The 18,349-nt window shown below is 39.3% G+C and carries 12 protein-coding genes; 3 read left to right on the forward strand and 9 right to left on the reverse strand.

Annotated elements, in window-relative coordinates:
* Positions 1-29: 29 nt before the first annotated feature.
* Together G6N79_RS10685 and G6N79_RS10690 are read right to left on the reverse strand one after the other, a co-directional pair.
* Positions 30-884 (reverse strand): nuclear transport factor 2 family protein, encoded by an 855-nt coding sequence (locus tag G6N79_RS10685; protein WP_160003820.1) that lies wholly within the window; start codon positions 882-884, stop codon positions 30-32.
* A gap of 99 nt (positions 885-983) precedes the next feature.
* Positions 984-1,850 (reverse strand): AraC family transcriptional regulator, encoded by an 867-nt coding sequence (locus G6N79_RS10690; RefSeq protein ID WP_103907817.1) that lies wholly within the window; start codon positions 1,848-1,850, stop codon positions 984-986.
* A gap of 332 nt (positions 1,851-2,182) precedes the next feature.
* On the opposite strand from G6N79_RS10690, the gene G6N79_RS10695 reads away from it, so the two are divergent.
* Together G6N79_RS10695 and G6N79_RS10700 are read left to right on the forward strand one after the other, a co-directional pair.
* Positions 2,183-2,878: an AIM24 family protein gene (locus G6N79_RS10695; protein ID WP_103907816.1), complete on the forward strand. Its 696-nt coding sequence runs from the start codon at positions 2,183-2,185 to the stop codon at positions 2,876-2,878.
* A gap of 32 nt (positions 2,879-2,910) precedes the next feature.
* Positions 2,911-3,771, forward strand: coding sequence for an AraC family transcriptional regulator (locus G6N79_RS10700; protein ID WP_103907815.1), 861 nt, complete (start codon positions 2,911-2,913; stop codon positions 3,769-3,771).
* On the opposite strand, the gene G6N79_RS10705 is transcribed toward G6N79_RS10700, so the two are convergent.
* Positions 3,768-6,206, reverse strand: coding sequence for a TonB-dependent receptor (locus G6N79_RS10705; protein WP_146060678.1), 2,439 nt, complete (start codon positions 6,204-6,206; stop codon positions 3,768-3,770). The genes G6N79_RS10700 and G6N79_RS10705 overlap by 4 nt on opposite strands.
* A gap of 545 nt (positions 6,207-6,751) precedes the next feature.
* Here G6N79_RS10705 and G6N79_RS10710 point away from each other — a divergent pair.
* On the forward strand, positions 6,752-9,340 hold the full coding sequence (locus tag G6N79_RS10710) for a phosphatidylglycerol lysyltransferase domain-containing protein (protein WP_103907813.1): 2,589 nt from the start codon (positions 6,752-6,754) through the stop codon (positions 9,338-9,340).
* A 56-nt stretch (positions 9,341-9,396) separates the two neighbouring features.
* Here G6N79_RS10710 and G6N79_RS10715 read toward each other — a convergent pair whose 3' ends face one another.
* The 6 genes from G6N79_RS10715 to G6N79_RS10740 form a co-directional block, all read right to left on the reverse strand.
* Positions 9,397-11,571 carry a S9 family peptidase gene (locus tag G6N79_RS10715; protein WP_103907812.1) on the reverse strand — a complete coding sequence of 725 codons (2,175 nt, stop codon included), beginning with the start codon at positions 11,569-11,571 and terminating at the stop codon, positions 9,397-9,399.
* 125 nt (positions 11,572-11,696) lie between these two features.
* Positions 11,697-12,251 carry a hypothetical protein gene (locus tag G6N79_RS10720; RefSeq protein WP_103907811.1) on the reverse strand — a complete coding sequence of 185 codons (555 nt, stop codon included), beginning with the start codon at positions 12,249-12,251 and terminating at the stop codon, positions 11,697-11,699.
* 213 nt (positions 12,252-12,464) lie between these two features.
* On the reverse strand, positions 12,465-14,825 hold the full coding sequence (locus G6N79_RS10725) for a TonB-dependent receptor plug domain-containing protein (protein ID WP_103907810.1): 2,361 nt from the start codon (positions 14,823-14,825) through the stop codon (positions 12,465-12,467).
* Entirely contained in the window at positions 14,822-15,643 is an 822-nt protein-coding gene (locus G6N79_RS10730; protein WP_103907809.1) for a DUF4249 family protein, read from the reverse strand. The genes G6N79_RS10725 and G6N79_RS10730 overlap by 4 nt, the downstream gene beginning before the upstream one ends.
* Positions 15,644-15,881: 238 nt before the next feature.
* Positions 15,882-16,433: a hypothetical protein gene (locus G6N79_RS10735; RefSeq protein ID WP_103907808.1), complete on the reverse strand. Its 552-nt coding sequence runs from the start codon at positions 16,431-16,433 to the stop codon at positions 15,882-15,884.
* Positions 16,434-16,627: 194 nt separating this feature from the next.
* Positions 16,628-18,259, reverse strand: coding sequence for an ABC-F family ATP-binding cassette domain-containing protein (locus G6N79_RS10740; RefSeq protein WP_103907807.1), 1,632 nt, complete (start codon positions 18,257-18,259; stop codon positions 16,628-16,630).
* Positions 18,260-18,349 lie beyond the last annotated feature (90 nt).

Below are 18,349 nucleotides of genomic sequence, written 5' to 3' on the forward strand. Positions count from 1 at the left end.
AAAGGGTGTATTGTTATACACCCCAGTTTCTAAAATTTTCCATTTGTATTTTTCCAATGCTCTTCGGCAGGTATCGTTTCAATGGTATCCCAATGTTCGGCTATTTTTCCATTTTCCACCCGAAATAGGTCATAGAAGGATGTATGTATATTGGCCAGTTTCCCTTCGGATACAACAAGGGCGAAATTGCCTTCCCCTAATACTAGGTGAATTTTATCGTATTCCATTGTAATTCCTTTTTCAGCCATAGTTGCAAGGCTTTGTTTTAAACCGCTGATTTGATCTGGAATGATCGGATTATGCTGCAAGTAATTATCCCCTTCAAAATAATCTTGGATTTTATCCAGATTGCCCTTGACTAAAATCTCCTCTACGAATGATCTGACCAAGTGCTTATTCGTGTCTGTCTTATCCAAATCCTGTACAACCGTTATGCCATCGATCATACTACGGCCGCTGGGATTGGGTTTTGCAGGTCTCTCTTGGAGGTTGTCCCAATGTTCTACAATTTTCCCATCTGCAAAACGGAAGATATCAAACCCAATGCTTTGTCCAAATAGATCGTAATCCGTATGCGTAAATACATAGGCTCCATCCTGAAATACGCGGATGGTCTGAACCTTGGTTTTTTCATGAGGGATACTGTTGAAGAAATCTTTAAAACCTTCATAGCCATCCGCGACTTGCAAATTATGTTGTTTGTACGTGTTTGGGTGGATGGAATTCAGACTTTCCGTATTTCCTGATTCAAAACTCTTCAATAAATTAATGACAGTAGTTTTTTGATCAAGAACCTGCCGTTTGTTAATTTGATGATCTTGTGATTTTCCTTCTACTGCACTCATCAGTCCGAGAAGAATCATTATTGCTGCTTTATTTTTCATGATTTTATCTGTATTAAATGATATACAAAGGTGCCATGATGCATAGAAAATCTCGTGATACAAAAGTGCTGAAGAATGATACTTTTGATCCTTGGAACTTTATTTTCTGATTTTTGCCCTAAAATTGTTGGGCGTTGTGTGGAGGTGTCTTTTGAAGAACTTATTGAAATTGGTGTTTTCTTCAAAGCCCAATTTAAACGAAATTTCCTTGATGCTATACGCACTATAGGAAAGCAGACGCTTAGATTCCAAGATTATGCGTTCCTCGATAATTGTTTTGGGACTTTTTCCTAAGATTTTTTGCGTCAATTGATTCAGGCGTTTGGGGGTTACGGCCAGTTCATCAGCATAAGCAGCTACCTGTTTTTGGAAATGGTATTTTTGATCTAGTAATTCTTTGAATTTATTGATCGTTAAGATTTGTTCGCTATCGTGACTTGTGTTTGGATGTTGCTCGTTATGTATTCTACCAGCAAGAAGGAATAGGTTATGTAATAAATTCCTTAGTATACTTGATTGCTGTATATCTTGCTGTTGGTCAAATTCTATGGCGAGTTGTTCGAAAATTAGGGCTATCTGCCGGTCATGATCTTCTAAGGAGAATAATGGTATGTGCAAATAGCCATTCCAGAGCGTCTGTTGGGCGAGCAATAAAGCCCTTTCTGTGGTATTTCCGAAAAATTCCTTCGTAAACAGGATTGTTTTTCCATGGTAATTCCCTAAGTCGTCAAATTTTTGAACTGTATCTGCCGATAGGAATAGAAGCGTATTGGCACTTACCTGAATGGGGGTGAAATCAACGGTATGGATAGGATTTCCTTTCTGAAACCAAAGGATTTGATAGAAACCTGTACGATGGGTTGTGGTTAGAGTGGATTTTGCATCCTGAAAAAGCTGTTCCAAATCAAGAAGTTCAATTTCTTGAGGTAAACCTGCCTTGAAGTCGTATTTCTTAATTGTATCCATACCCTAAAACTAGATATTTCTGCCCAGATATAAAATAAATGGTGCCGACGAATCTGCCTGCACCATAATTCATAAATAGATTGTTTGGAATTAAAGTCTATTATTTTATACCTAACTTAAAAGATAAGTTTGGGTAAAAAATGTCTTGATAAATTATCGTCAGTTCGGCTTATTGAAAAATGCCTACTGTAAATATGGAAGTCTTTTAGGTCCTTTAATAGTATCAAATTAACCATACCATAAGGCCCGGAGTAAATGTGGTGTTTTCACTACAGGTTTATGTTATACATTGCTATTTTTCAACTATATTTATTTGACTAAAAAATCATTTTATGGCAGAATATTCAATTGCGCAATTCTTGGAAAAAACCAAGCAGGATGATCGAGAACATGATTATTTTGAAGTGGAAAAACCACAAATGCTAGAGATCAATTTAAATAATCAATCGGTATGGACGAAAGCCGGTAGCATGGTGGCCTATACTGGGGCTATAAAATTTGAGCGTGAGGGCATGCTTTCTGGTGGATTGACTAAATTTTTGAAAAAGGCATTAACCGGAGAAGGTTCCAAATTGATGAAGGCAGCGGGCAAAGGGAGGTTATATGTGGCAGATATGGGAAAGAAAGTGCAGGTGTTGCAGCTCAATAATGAAACTATCTGCGTGAATGGTAATGATATCCTTGCACACGATCAATCCTTAAAGAATGACATTACCATGCTCAAAAGCATTGCTGGTGTTTTATCAGGAGGGTTATTTCAAGTAAAACTTAGTGGATCAGGCCTTGTGGCGATTACCACGCATGGCGATCCCCTGACATTGATGGTGACGCCAGATTCTCCAGTTTTTACTGATCCCAATGCAACGGTAGCTTGGTCCGGACATCTCGTGCCGGAATTGAAATCCAACATGTCTTTCAAGAGTATTATCGGACGCGGCAGTGGTGAAGAATTCCAGATGCGCTTTGCAGGAACAGGCTGGGTATTGATCCAACCCTATGAAGAGGTTTATATGCAAACAAGCAGTTAACCTTTGGAATCACAGACTTTCCTTATGACTATATGCTAATATCGGATTCGGATTTGAAAAATAATGCTTTAAAAGCTGAAAAGGCTTCTCACATTGTGATCAAGGACAAGTTAGAACCCAAGAGAAATTTGAAGGTAGCTGTCTTTGATCAGCGGAAATGTAGGACACGTCCGCATCGGCACGATGGGTATTTGGAATTGGTGCTTTTATTGCAGACTTCTGGCCGACATTTCATCGACGGTCATGAAATAAAAGTGAATACGCCATGTATGCTTATTATTCGAAAGGATAATGTGCACCATTGGGAGCTTAATACTCCGGTTGATGGTTATGTCATCTTGGTGAAGAAGCAATTTTTTGATATTAGTTTAGATTTTGAGCTCAGTTACCTATTGGAGCAATTGTATGGGATAAATACCATTCCATTGAACGATTCTAGTGTGCTGGCTGGAATGGTTTCCATACTGGAGCAGGAGGGGGACCGTATTTGCCAAGAAGGTTTAATGAAGGCAATTCTTGCCAAGCTAGTCACCTATACCAAATTAAAAACTATTGGTCACGGATCTTCAAAGCACTTATACCTTCGTTTCTGTGAACTTATAAACTCAGGGCAACCCATACACAATCATGTTGCACATTATGCAGCTTTGCTGCATACCAGCCCGCAGAACCTAAATGCTGCCTGTAAAAAGGCTAGTGAGCAGACAGCTTCTCAATTATTGGCTTCCTATATTATTAAAGAAGGGAAACGACTGCTCTATTATACAAATAAAACAATTGCAGAAATCGCTTATGATCTCGGTTTCACCGACAAATCGAATTTTACCAAATATTTCAAGCGATTTGTAGGTGTCGGCCCGAAAGCTTATCGAGATGCAAAATTAGATGGCTAGAACTCTTTCTCGCCAAATTCCGACTTCGGCAATTTTAAGATTTGATTTAATCGCTGTAGGTTGAAATTTAGATTCACCAACAGGATATTCTTCTCATATATGTAATTCGTTGTTGTATAAAAATCTGCAGCTTGGGTTGTAATGCGTTGTTCGTTTACTCCCCAATTACCTAACTCGATATTTTGCCATTGCAATTGAGCGGTCATGGCACCATTCCAAAACGTTCTGCTCACATTGAAATGCGGAGTGACAAATCTTGAATCCCAACCCTGGACTGTTGGTCTTTCTGAAAGGTAGTTTATCTGTAATCCTGTGCTCCATTTTTTTGCTATTGTGGCCTGAAGTCCGGCATTGATAGAATAGACCCAATCCTGGTTACTTCTGATTTCTTTATAGTCTAAAACCTGACCGGATATTTTATAGTTGTAGAGGTTTGCTCCTATGTTACCCTTTAACCACGGACGAATATGCCCATCAGCGCCTCCCTCGATTCCCCAACGTTCCGCATAATCAGCATTGGTGAATACCCGATGTAGAATTGTGTCGGCATATACTGAATTTACACGTTGAATGGGATTCTTGGCATGTTGATAATAGGCATTGATAAAAACATTTCCCTTGTTCAGTTTTTTCACTACACCAGTTTCTACATTGGTAATGAATTCGGGTAATAGTTCGGGATCTCCCTGTTCCAAAGTTTCTGAATGTTCACGTTCTGGTATGGGGTTAAGTTCAAAGTTGTTGTTGCGTTGCACGCGACGGGAACCGGCAATTTTCCAAGACCAGCCATGCCCAAATTCTTGCATAAAATTAACGCTTGGGTAAAGTTGGTGAATGGAATAGGGGTATTCCTCTCCGGTATGCAAAAGTTTTACATCGCGTTCATAATACTCGTAGCGCAAGCCTATCCCGAACTGACTTGTTTTGAATTTACGGTCATACTGGGAAAAGAAGGCATGCACGCGGTTTGTCGCGTTCAATTTCCCTGTAAATTCAGGAACGATAGCGCTTGGTTGGCCTTGCTCAGCAGCATAATATTCAAAATTACCTTCTTGCCGATCATGCCGAAGTTGGTAGCCTGCCTGTAATTCTGCTTGGTTAAGGTCCCATATATGCGTTGCCGATAACCGCAGACCGCGCAATGGATTCTCATACGTGTTATGGGTCCATTGAACTGTATCTTTGCCGTTTTCAATATTAGCATTTTTTGTTGAACCGTGAATTTGGGCGAACTCATAGATCGCACCGACGTTGAATCGATGGCGGTCATTTAGCTTGAGGTTATAATTGAAATCAAAAAGATAAAATTCTCCCTGTTTATTCTGCAGATTCGGATTAAAATAATTCAGGGAAGAGATTAAGTTTCCTGAATTCCGATCGATCGTCCTATTTTCATAATGGATATCTGCTACCCGATCTTGGAATTTTTTGGAAGCTAGCACACCCAAACTCAAGCTATTGTTTGAATTGATTGTATAGTTGCCATTGAGGCGGATGCCATAATTGTATTTATCAAAACTTCGTTCTCCTTTTGAAGGGAAGAAAGTTTGTTTATCGTTCAAGATGGTCCATACATCTCCATCGCGAAAACCAGCATTATCGTTGCGGAGATAGTTTGCAGATCCGTTTAATTCCAACTTATCTTTTCGGTATTGAAAGGCAATGTCTGCACCGTAACGGTGTTGTTTTTTAGCATTATCGTAATCATCAATAGGAGGCAGGCCGCCTTGAAGGTTTAATATCCAAGCAAAGCCATCGCTTTTGGTTGCTTTTGTTTTAAGGTTGATGATGCCCCCTTTACCATCAGGGTCATATTGGGCAGTTGGCGTGGTGATATATTCCACTTCCGTTACATCATTGGCAGCAATTTGCGAAAGGAGAGTTGCCGGATCTAAAAGAGAAGGCTTACCATTAATCAACACGATAATTCCTTCGTTTCCACGCATGGAAATATTACCGAGTGCATCGACAGATGCGGACGGCAGGTTTTTGACGATGTCCAGTGCAGTACCTCCAGCCGCATTCTTATATTGATCAGCTCGATAGGCCTGGCGATCGTTCCGGTGAGTTTGGGAAGCTACTTGTCCAGTTACATCAATGGCCGTAATTTGATTGCTCGTTGGTGCGATGTGGATATCTTCTACACGTATTTCTCTAGAACCAACTACTTCAATGTTGATATCTTTTTGTTTGTATCCTATAAATTTGACGCGCAATCGATAGGATCCCTTTTTAACGTTTTGAAAGGAAAATCCTCCAAGACTGTCTGTAACCATGCCGTCATAGATGGATTGGTCCTCAAGGAGCAATGCAATGCTGGCAAATTCAACTGGACGATTTGTGACGCTATCTTTAACGGTGCCAGCCAACTGATGCTGTGCAAAGGTGATGAGGCTAACTAATAAAAAAATGGAAGTGAATACTAATTTTCTCACGGGGTTTAGTTTTACCAAAAATAAGAAAGTACACCTGGATTTGAATATATGTTTTCATTTATACATCTTTTTTTTCAAATCAACCATTGTGTCCTTGAGAATTCTGTTATTTCCCTTATAAGGTTTAAGAACTGCAAAAAAGTGTTCCGTCTTTATCTAAAATTGATTGCCCCATTTATTCAGGACCATAATATTTATTCTTGTTCTGGACATCTTCCAATTTAATATCCTGTAACCTATGCCTACTTCATAATTCAATATACTTTCCATACAAGGTTTCCATCAATATAATCATAAGACATGTGAAATAATGATGTTTTAGGTCAAATTCAATAGGCTTTTTTAAGAATATGTAGTTTAATTATGAATTTTTAGTTAAATCCTTGTTTGGCTATTTATTTACTTGTCACGATATGGTAAATTTATTTCTTGTAATATTTAATAATGCTATGGGAAGAAAAAGGGTTTTTTTATGTTTTGCAGCTACGGGTATAGGTAAACCTTTCCACAATCAGTTTCATTAATCTTTGTACCATCCTTTCATTATGAAGATTTTCTTACGTTCCAGAAATTATTTTATTAAAGAAATCTTAGCTTTTTTATTTCTGTTGCTTGCCATCTATTTCTTTCGGAAGCAGAAAGATGAATTGGTTCAGGCCGTAGATTTGGTACAGCAAGCTGTTCCCAGCTATGTGTTTCTGGGCATTGTCTTTACGGGCATTTATATTTTATGTCAAGGGATGATGTATGTATATTCATTTCGTGCTGTTCATAGTAAGATTTCCATTGGTGCCGGTGTAAAATTATTTTTGAAACGCAATTTGGTGAGTGTATTTCTCCCTGGTGGCGGTATTACTTCCTTGGCGTTCTTTACATCTGACATCGAAAATCAGGGCATAAGCAAAGCAAGGATTGGTTTTGCTTCCTATATCTATGGATTAATCGGGATCGCATCATTGGTCGTCTTGGCCATTCCTGTTTTGTTGTATTTGGGACTGGAGCGGGGAACTAACCTTGATACATGGTATGCACTTGGTGCACTTATGGTACTGGTATGTATACTCATTTATGCGACCTATTCCTTTCTAAAAAGAGGGTGGGTATTCAGGCGATTGGTGAGCATAAGTCCTCAATTTTCGAATGTGTTGGAGGAAATCCAAGAAGGACATTTTTCAAGCAGCGCCGTTATTTATTCTTTATTCTGGTCTTTCGCTATTGAAGCGTGCGGTATTTTGCATGTATATATCGCCATGCTTGCCATTGGGATTGAACCAGGCTGGGAGCAGTGCATCGCTGCGTATACGATTGCTACTTTATTCTTTGCGATTTCGCCTTTCTTACGGGGTTTGGGTGCTGTAGAGGTTTCCATGGTCGTGGCTTTACGTACGTATGGCATTCAGGCTGTAGATGCGATTTCCATAACCGTATTATTTCGTGTATTTGAATTTTGGTTGCCTCTTGTCGCAGGGATAGCTTCTTTCGGCTCCGCAAAAGGGAATATCCTTCTTCGCATTCTGCCCGCTGCTTTGCTTGCTTTTCTAGGGATCCTAAATATCATTTCCGTATTAACTCCCCCCTTAGCGGAGCGCATCCACCTCTTGGCTAATTTCCTGCCCATGGGCGCCATCTATTTCTCCAATTCCGCCATTCTGCTGGTAGGTGTTCTGCTGCTGATCTGTGCCGCCTTTTTGATTCGGGGCTTTCGAAATGCTTGGCGATTGGCATTGATCCTTTGTGTACTCTCTCTGATTGGGAATATGCTAAAAGCCATTGATTATGAAGAAGCCATTGTTGCTTTCGTCGCAATTACCGTATTAGTTATAACGAGGAGGAGTTACCGATTGAAGTCAGATCCGAAAATAGTAAGTTTCAGTATCCAATCTTCCTTAATCATATTGTTCAGTGTATTGGTTTATGGCATTGTTGGTTTCTATTTTTTGGATAAGCGCGATTTTGGTGTAGACTTTTCATTTTATCAATCTTTGGGTAGTACGCTGAGAAGTTTTGTCCTTTTGGAGCCTGAACCAGTGCCTATTACTCGATTTGCAAAGAGCTTTGTTTTATCGATTAACTTATTGGGAGTAATATCGTTAGGTCTTTTACTTTATGCATTTATTCGACCTTATATCTTTCAAGCGCCTCGACTTGAAGAGGAACAACAGAAAGCCAAGGCACTTGTCCAACGATATGGAAGTTCGGCTGATGATTATTTCAAGGGCTATTTTGATAAGATCTTTTATTTTGGACTTGCGGTAGATGGATTTATAGCGTATAAGATTTCTTCGGGATTTGCATTGATCTTGGGAGAGCCAATATGCCCAGCAGATCCAGCAAGTAAACTCCTTATTTTGCGGGAATTTGAGAAATTCTGTTTGACGAACGGCTTAAAAACCTCCTACTATAAAGTGGACTCCCTGAGCTTGCCTATCTTCTATGAATTGGGTAAAAAATCATTGCCGATTGGGCAGGAAGCAATTGTTGACCTCCTTGAGTTCAAATTGGAAGGGAAAGATCGGAAATCATTGCGGAATGCATTGAATGCATTGGAAAAGAAAGGATTTCAAACCGTCGTATACCAGGGTCCCATAAAAGATGGTCTGCTGCAGAAATTGAAGCATGTATCCGATGAGTGGTTGGATATGATGAATAGAAAGGAAATATTATTTTCTTCGGGGATGTTCGATTGGGAGGAATTGAAGAATCAGGATATTATTACCATAGAAAATGAAGACGAAAAGGTGGTGGCCTTTTTGAATATAATCCCTGATTTTACAAAAGGCGAAGGTACCTATGATTTGATTCGCAAAACGAAGGATGCGCCAGGAGGTGTCATGGATGCATTGATTGTGCGGTTAATATCTCTCCTGAAAGAAAGGGGGATGGTGCGCCTCAATATGGGCATGGCCTCGATGTCTGGCATTGAAAGACCTAAGGATGTACCGGAATGGGCCATCAAATTTGCCTATGAACGGCTACGCTTTTTTAAGCACTATCACGGCATATATGAATTCAAGAATAAGTTTAATCCGCAATGGAGTACAAAGTATCTGGTGTATGAAAACCATTATGATTTAACGAGTATTCCTAAAGCACTGAATAAAGTCATGCGAGATTTGCCAGACCGGGAGGAATAAAAAACAAACAGCCGATTATTTAAATAATCGGCTGATAATTATTATATGAATTGCTATTACTTCTTAAGGTAATTATCAAAATACTTCGCAATCTTTTCGTACATATGAATCCTGTCTTTTCCGATTACGTTGTGCTCATGGGTAGGGTAAAGGAAATAATCAACCTGTTTTCCCGCCTCGATTGCTTTCTGGACAAAGTCCATGCTGTGTTGCTGAACAACCACTGGATCTTGAGCACCATGAATGATAAGTAGATTACCGTTTAAGCGATCCGCTTTATTCAGGAGGGAGGTTTTTGCATAACCTTCAGGATTTTCTTCTGGCGTATCCATATAGCGTTCTCCGTACATGGCTTCATAATATTTCCAATCCATAACAGGACCTCCGGCTACAGCGGCTTTAAAAATGTCATTATGCTTGGTCATGAATGAGGTGGTCATAAACCCACCATAGCTCCAGCCAAAAATTCCCATGTTTGCAGCATCTACATAAGGCTGTGCCTTTAGGTAATTGATACCCACCAACTGATCTTCCATTTCGGCTTCACCAAGGTTTCTATGTGTTACGCGGGTAAAATCACGTCCGCGAGCATCAGAGCCACGATTGTCAAGCGTGAAGACGATATAACCCTGTTGAGCCATATATAGATCAAAATAACCAACCCCACCTAACCACCTGTCCGTAACCATCTGGGCATGCGAACCTCCATACAGATACACCATGACTGGATATTTCTTCGCAGGATCAAAACTTGGCGGATAAGTAATACGTGCATTCAATGGTGTTTTACCGTCAGCAGAGGTGAAACGCTTAAACTCGATCTTCGGAAGATTTATCTGACCTGTAAATGGATTTCCGGCAGTAAACAATGCATTTGTTTTTCCACCCTTTTTGGTGATTACCTGCAGTTTGTTCGGAGTGGTACTATTGCTGTATTGATCCAAAATATACAAACCACTGCCACTGATTTCGGCATTGTGAACGCCATTGGTTTGAGTGAGTTGTGTCGTTTTACCTGACTTTAGATCAACCTCAAAGAGCTGCCTTTCCAGCCCGCTATTGGTAGCACCTACGTAATACGCTTTGTTGCCTTTTTCATCAAATCCTTTAAAATCTGTAACAACGATGCTATCTTTTGCGAATGAACGAAGAAGTTTACCTTGGGTATTGTATAAGTACAGACTATTGAATCCATCTTTATCGGTCTGATAAAGAAACTGATCATCTTTGTTTGGGATAAATGCCAATTGATGTTGCGGTTCTACCCAGGAGGAAGAAGTTTCCTCAAATAAAGTACTTACCAATGCACCCGTTTTTGAATCATACTTGTTGAGTTTCAGATGATCTTGACCACGGTTTAGTACACCAACATAAACAGATGCTGAACTTGGATCCCATGTTACAATTGTCAGATACTGTTCTTTCGGTTCTCCTGTTTGCAAGGTTACCTGTTCGCCAGTTTCAGTATTGAAGATGCGTAATGTAACCTCTTCACTTTTCATGCCGGCCATCGGGTACCGTATATCTTTGATGGTGGCAACACGGGTATCCCATTGCGGGAGCGGATATTTACTAACCATGCTTTCATCCTTACGGTAATAAAGCAATTGCTTCTCATCCGGAGACCACCACATGCCTTTATCAATGCCAAATTCATTCCGATGTACTGTACCAGTGCCATTTACGACTCCATTAATCGTATCCTTAGTAACGACCGTTTTCGTGCCATCCGCAGCAATGATTTCAATATTATTGCCGTTTAGATAGGCTGTTTTTGAAGTAGAGGTCGTCGCTGCTTCTGTACTTTGTGCATCCGCTAAACTGTGGATTACTTTTGCTTTTTTATCTTTTATATTATACGCTATTGTATAAGTCTTCTTATCAGCGGCAGTCGTGAATTTTATACTGTTTTCATCGATCCACTGGTAATTGGTTGGAAATCGCTTAAGAGTGATTTTGCTATTTGGAATTGCGGTTCCTATAGCTGTCTGAATTTCTTGGAGTGTAATGAATGGCTTTGGTTGCCAGTTGTTTTTCACATCGCGAATCAAAAGATTTTGATAGGTACTATCCAAATTGGTGAATGCATCTGATCCTTTGATCCATTTTGCTGAAGGAATAGATTTTGGAGCAAACTTAGCTGGCCCATATACTGTTTCTTCTATAGTGAAATTCCGCTGACCATAGGCAACAGAGGAACCTAATAATAATAAAACTAAAAGTTTTTTCATGAATTCGTTTTTTGATGGAAACGAAATTAGCGAATTTTTAGCTTTTAAAAGATAGTGAAATGAGGGATGCGGACAGTCCAATAATTTCGATACCTGTAAAGTGTGAAAATTTAATTGATCTAGGTTTACCACCCAAATTTATACCGCATGGTTCCGCCTACATTCATCGACTCCTTAACACCATAAACACCCGCTTCAAATTCGCCAATACTATGCGTTGAAATTGGCAGTGCATAGCCTGTACTTAAGGATTTATAGAAGCCAAAACCAGAATCAAGTGGTGTCTTGCGACCATCTGCTCCTAACAGAAGTTCATTTTTATACGCTAATCCGACGGCGCCAGCAAAATAAAATTCATTTGCATAATACCGTGCACCAAAATTAAGTGCGGTAAGGTGTTGTTTCCATATTTCCCCGGTAAATGATTTGGTATTTTGGTGTGAGCTACTTCTTCTGGTTTGAAGATAATTTAATCCAGCAAAGAAGCTGAGCTGTTTTTCTGGTCGGAATTCATATAGTGCTCCAAGACCATAATTCAGACCATTTATACCATAATTGTAACCTAAAATGGGACCGATAGCGAGATGTTGCCTTTTGAATGGTTGTTGATCCTGAGCAACTGCTAATAGTGAGCTACAGATTAATGTTGTCGTTAAATAGAGAAGGGTAGCTGATTTCATGTTCAAAGAATTTGTGGGTGAAATTATTATTGTTAAACTAAATTATACTTAAGATTAATATTTTCCTATATTTTTAACACTATTAACATTTTTGGTGTTTAATATGTTGATTAATAGTTTGGTATGGTGAATTTGCTAATCATAAACCAATTGCTCTATATTAAAATATAATCCAAAATCTTTTTTGTTTTGTGATTTTTTAATACTTTTTTATCAAAAATTTACTTTTAACGAAATGGATGGCATTGCTGGAAATACAGAAATGCTTTTGAGCTGTGGTGTACCTTCATACTTTCTGTCAAGATCCATAAAGTAGAAGCTGGGGTTGGCGCGATTATATATATTATACACGCCAAAGTTCAGTTCTGCAGCTTTTCGGAAAACTGTGGTTTGTTTGGTCATGCTAACATCTAATTTATGGAATGGCTTCATCCTGTAGCTATTTCGTTCACCGTAGGCATATAGGATCTGGTTGGCTGGCTGGAGTTCATTTATGGGTTTTGGTTGAGCTATACCATAATAAGATTCAGGAAGATGAATTGGATTGCCCGATCCATACATCCATGCTCCTGATATCGACCATTTGGGACTGAGCCTGTAGGTAAGTGCCAAATTGAGCAAATGCCGACGATCGGTATTTGCATTGAACCATTTACCTGCATTTAATTCTTCAAATTGATGCTCGGTATGTGATAACGAATAACTTAACCAACCAGAGAACCGGCCATATGTCCCATCCACTTTCATATCTATACCTTTTACACGACCTTTTCCCTCCGATAAAAGCATATCATATACTGAAGAGGCCCTATAGATAGCAAAAGGACTTACTTGAATGGCGCTGTAAGTATCATAACCATCCTTAAATGTTGTAATATCAGCCATGTATTTTTGATAGGCCTCAATGGAAAAAGATATATAATTGCGCTCGCTGATTAAAATATCTTTAGCAAGTCCTATCGTGAATATGTCTGCTGTTGGAGGGATAATAACAGCATCTGATGGAAACACAATGTCTGTTGGCAATCCCATTCCTGTATTCAATAATCGCTGCAGGGGTTGCGTCATTCGAGAGTAGGATGCTTTTACACCAAAATGGTGGCCAAGATCTTGTTGAATGGATACTCTTGGTTCTACATAGACTCGTGAAAAACCACTGTTTTTATAGTGCAAAATTCTGGTTCCCAAATTGAGAGAAGTCTTTCGCCAAGTATAGAAAAGTTCGCCAAATGCAGCAATTTCTTGGGATCTGGTTGTTGGCATACTTTGAATGGAGAAAGGTTTTTCGTTTTCATGACCATAATAGTTGGAAGGATCTGAGGAAGTGCTGTTGTATGCTAATCCAACGAGGGTTTGAAAATTTTGTGTGGGTTTAAAATTCACTGTTGCTTTCGTACCAATGGTACGCATTTGGGAATGGAAATTATGAAGATGGGATTCCTCTCCTGAGTATGATTTTTGTTCTTCTAATAATAAGTTCCTGAAACGGCTGTAATATGTGTTCAACTGGAGGTTTAATTTTTTGGTAATTATTCGATTCCAATTGAAGGCGAAAGCTTGTTGATGCTTGATTGATGCATCTCTTTCCTCACCTTGGTAATTACTTTCATATGCGAATTTATCTCCATCCAGATAACCACTTAATTTGAAGGTATTCAATGTGTCCGGTTTATAGGTTAAGATTGCATTTGCATCGAAAAAATTGAAATATTCAATAGATTCGGTCCCTAAGAGACGGATCGCATCAAAAAATGACCTTCGTCCTGCAAGAAGGAGGGAAAGTTTGTTTTTTATAAGTGGGACTTCCAGATGACCTTTCCCTGAGGTGAGGCCAATTTCTGCCGAACCTGAAAATTTATTGAAATCCGCTTCTCGAGATTTGATGTCGATTACGGAGGATAGCTTTCCACCGTACCACGTGGGAAAAGCTCCGGTGAATAATTTGGCATTGTTCACCACCAACGGATTTACAGCTGAAAAGAGACCTAATAAGTGCGTTGAATTGTACATTGGGACACCATCTAAAAGAATCAGATTCTGGTCGGCCGAACCGCCGCGGGCGTAAATTTCAGCACTACCTTCGGCAGCAAAGGACATTCCAGGCATCATTTGCAAGGTGCGGATAACATCCTTTTCACCTAGAAAAGAGGGCATTTTTTCTACTGTCTCTCGATCAATTTCATTGATCGTACCGGCCTTCATCATTTGTGAATGCCTGCGTTTTTTGCCATGTACGGTGATGGCTTCAATGCGTTCTTGATTAGCAAGGGGGGAGAGAATAACGTTAATTGTGCTATCGTTTTTGATGTATACTTTTTCCCTTCTGGGTTGATAGCCTAATTTACGAATGTTAAATGCAGTCGATCCCTGTGGAAGATGAAATTGAAATTCGCCTTTCTCGGAACTTTGCCATGGACCAAATGGCAACCGCAAATCGACCGAAGATAAAGGCTTGTTAAAGGTATCAAGAACGATAACTTTCACATAGAATTTTCGATCTCCATTGCACTGTTGAGCTTGAGCAAAAGAAACAAAGGTACCAAAGAAAATAGTGATATAAAGTAGGCTCTTCATGGCTTGAAGGTTTTAACATCCAACAGATAACTGCCAAAAACTCCAACACCATTTTCAATGTTTGAATAGGAGGGTAGAATGCCTTTAAAAGCTGAAATTACATCGTAAAACGCTGCATCAGCATAGCTCCACCGGACCTCATTGTTCAATTCGGCCATTTTACTGAAAGCCCCCATGGCTTTTGTTCTGGTCATCAGAACGGCCTGTGCGTCGTTATTAAAGTATATATCCCGCTTAATGGTATATTCATCTTTATTTTTGATAATTCCTTCATTACCGAATAAAATATCTGATGGTTCTTTCGTCCGGTATAAATACACGGAATAGTCGATCTCTTGTTCATCTGGTATAGGATGCCAGCTGCCTTGGAATTCAATACCGGACGAACTATTATAGGTAAACCCTGCGCTATTCCAAACTGCTTTTTCTGTAGGAACGGTAGTTTTGGCTTTGACCTCTTGAAAGTTTGCTGCAACAGCATGGAGGAGATAAGATTTTCCTTTTATAATGGGCAAATCCTGCTGTGAACAAGAATAAATGGGTAAGGTGGATGACGACAGTGTCAATGGTATGGAATTTCCATTATCCTCCGATATATGAACCTTTGCATTTCGGACATAGGTTTCCGGTAGTTCTTTCGCTTGTCCAAACGGAACCGTACTACCCAGATAAATGTGGATCGAATCTCCTGGGGTTAAAAAACCAATTGCAACAAGCTGGGGTTTAACATTGCTTTTCGGGAAATCTAGAATTTCTTCTCGCGTACAGCCATAAAATAGCAATAAGGCAAAAATAAAATAGCAGTAGAGTCTTTTCATAACCTTAATCTTTACTGGTTTTTAATCGTTATTAATTTTCGTTTAATAATTTTCTGTAAAGTTAGGTCTTGAAGGGTGGGTTTTAATCGTTGCTTTGGTTAAGAAGTGTGAAGGTTTCGTGAAAGTTTGTTAAAATTAGAAAGTTCGAAAATTGAAATGATCTTAACCATTGATGGAATTAATCATGTTTACTGAGGTTTTCAAATAATATCTAAATTTATATAGGCTTGTAGGTAAATTAATCTTTTAATAAAAACCGATATCGGTAACCCAAAGTGGGAACCTTTGTAGGGTATAAACTATTGATACCAATTTCTATCTCCATTGCATCTCCATTTCGTTTTCTGAACTGAAATCCCAACCCCAAGGAATTATATCCCATTAATTGTAAGGCGTGTGAATTTATTTTATTGTCTTCTTCTTTAGCGTATCCTGAGCTGTATCCCAAACCAATGGATGCTGAGAGATAAAGTGGTTGTAGATAAGCCCTAAGCCCAAAATCAAACGAAGCCTTTCGAAACATCCAATCATTATCGGATCCGTTTACTTGCCAAAAGGGAAATCCCCTGTAAATTTCGTGATTTAGTGAAGAGGTTATTCCCAACCATTTATTGGATCTGTGTTCGTAGGATAAATTAGCGCCAGTCAATAAACCTTGAAAATTGCTATCAAACCCGACTTTGGCACTTACACCTAAACTTTGAAGTTTATGAAAAGAGGCAGGTTGTGCGGTAGAAGTTAGTGAATATCCAACCATGAACAATAAAAAGAAATAAACGACGTGATTCATATTTAAAATTTAATTAAAAATAAAAAATAGTCGTTAAAGTGTATTATGTTATTCTTTATTTAATAAAATAATAATATGAAGGTGTATTTGAGAGGGGGGAATGCGGATAGGAGACGCATTGATATTTTTTCGGTCTGGAAAATAATTCCTAGTGTTAGAAAGAATGGAAAATTCTAACGCTAGGATAATTTTCTTTATTTTTCGATTTCTTTTAAGCTTGACATTTTCTTGTATTCCAAGAAACCTTTGATGTCTTCAAAATGTTCTCTCACGCGTTTATTTCCAAATTCGAAAACCTTGGTTGCTAAGCCGTCAAGGAAGTCACGGTCGTGGGAAACCAAGATTAATGTACCATCGAAATCCTGAAGGGCATCTTTAATAATGTCTTTTGTTTTCATGTCCAGATGGTTGGTAGGCTCATCCAGGATCAACACATTGACCGGTTCCAATAGGAGTTTGATCATGGCCAATCGTGTTTTCTCTCCGCCGGAAAGTACCTTAACCTTTTTGGTTGTATCATCGCCACTGAACATAAATGCCCCCAAGAGATCTTTAATCTTAACACGTACATCACCGACCGCAATTTGATCAATCGTTTCAAATACGGTTAATTCTTCATCCAAAAGGGATGCTTGATTCTGTGCAAAGTAACCGATCTTCGAGTTGTGCCCTACTTTAAGGGATCCCTCAAAATCAATCTCACCCATGATAGCTTTGATCATGGTCGACTTACCTTCACCGTTCTTTCCGACAAAGGCAACTTTCTGTCCACGTTCAATGACCATATTGGCATCATCGAATACCAGGTGATCACCGTAGGCCTTACGGAGACCTTCAACGATTACAGGATACGTTCCTGAGCGCGGGGATGGAGGGAATTTCAAGCGAAGTGCTGACGTATCTACTTCATCGACCTGAATGATTTCCAATTTCTCCAACATCTTCACACGGGATTGCACTTGAAGTGTTTTTGAATAGGTTCCCTTGAAACGATCAATGAATTCTTGATTATCTGCGATAAAACGCTGTTGCTCCTCGTAGGCCTTCAATTGGTGTTGGCGACGTTCCTGACGCAACACTAAATAATGGCTATATTTCGCCTTGTAATCATAGATCCGACCCATGGTGACCTCTATGGTCCGGTTCGTGATATTATCGATAAAAGCACGGTCATGGGAAATGACGATCACGGCTTTTGCTTGATTGACTAAGAAATCCTCTAACCATTGGATACTTTCGATATCCATGTGGTTGGTCGGCTCATCGAGCAGGATGAGGTCAGGTTTTTTCAAAAGTATTTTCGCCAGTTCGATACGCATACGCCATCCACCCGAAAATTCTGATGTCTGTCGGGTGAAATCTGATCGGTCAAATCCCAAACCCTTTAATACCTTTTCAACTTCTGCATCGTAATTGGTATCTTCCAAGGAGTAAAATTTCTCACTAAGCTCGGAGACGCGCTCGATAAGCTTCATGTAATCGTCACTCTCGTAATCTGTACGGATATTCAGTTGCTCATTCAGCTCCTCCAATTCATCACGCATTTTATAAACCTCTTCAAAAGCTTTGGAGGTTTCTTCAAATACCGTAAGTTTATCTTCTGTCAGCAAATGCTGGGGCAGATAGGCAATAACAGCTTCTTTTGGGCCTGATACAACGCCTGTTGTCGGTTTTCCTACGCCAGCAATTATCTTTAACAGGGTGGACTTTCCTGCTCCATTTTTACCCATTAATGCAATCTTATCATTCTCATTTATGGAGAATGAAACGTCTGAAAATAGGGTAGTCCCACCAAAGGAAACAGCGATATTATTTACATCAATCACGATAGCTCAGAATTAAAATTTGTGCAAAGATAAGGTTTCGCCATGAGATATAATTCCTCCGATTCACTTATTGAGATCCTTCTTCAATTT

Source organism: Sphingobacterium lactis (genome assembly GCF_011046555.1).
Taxonomy (GTDB): Bacteria; Bacteroidota; Bacteroidia; order Sphingobacteriales; family Sphingobacteriaceae; genus Sphingobacterium; species Sphingobacterium lactis.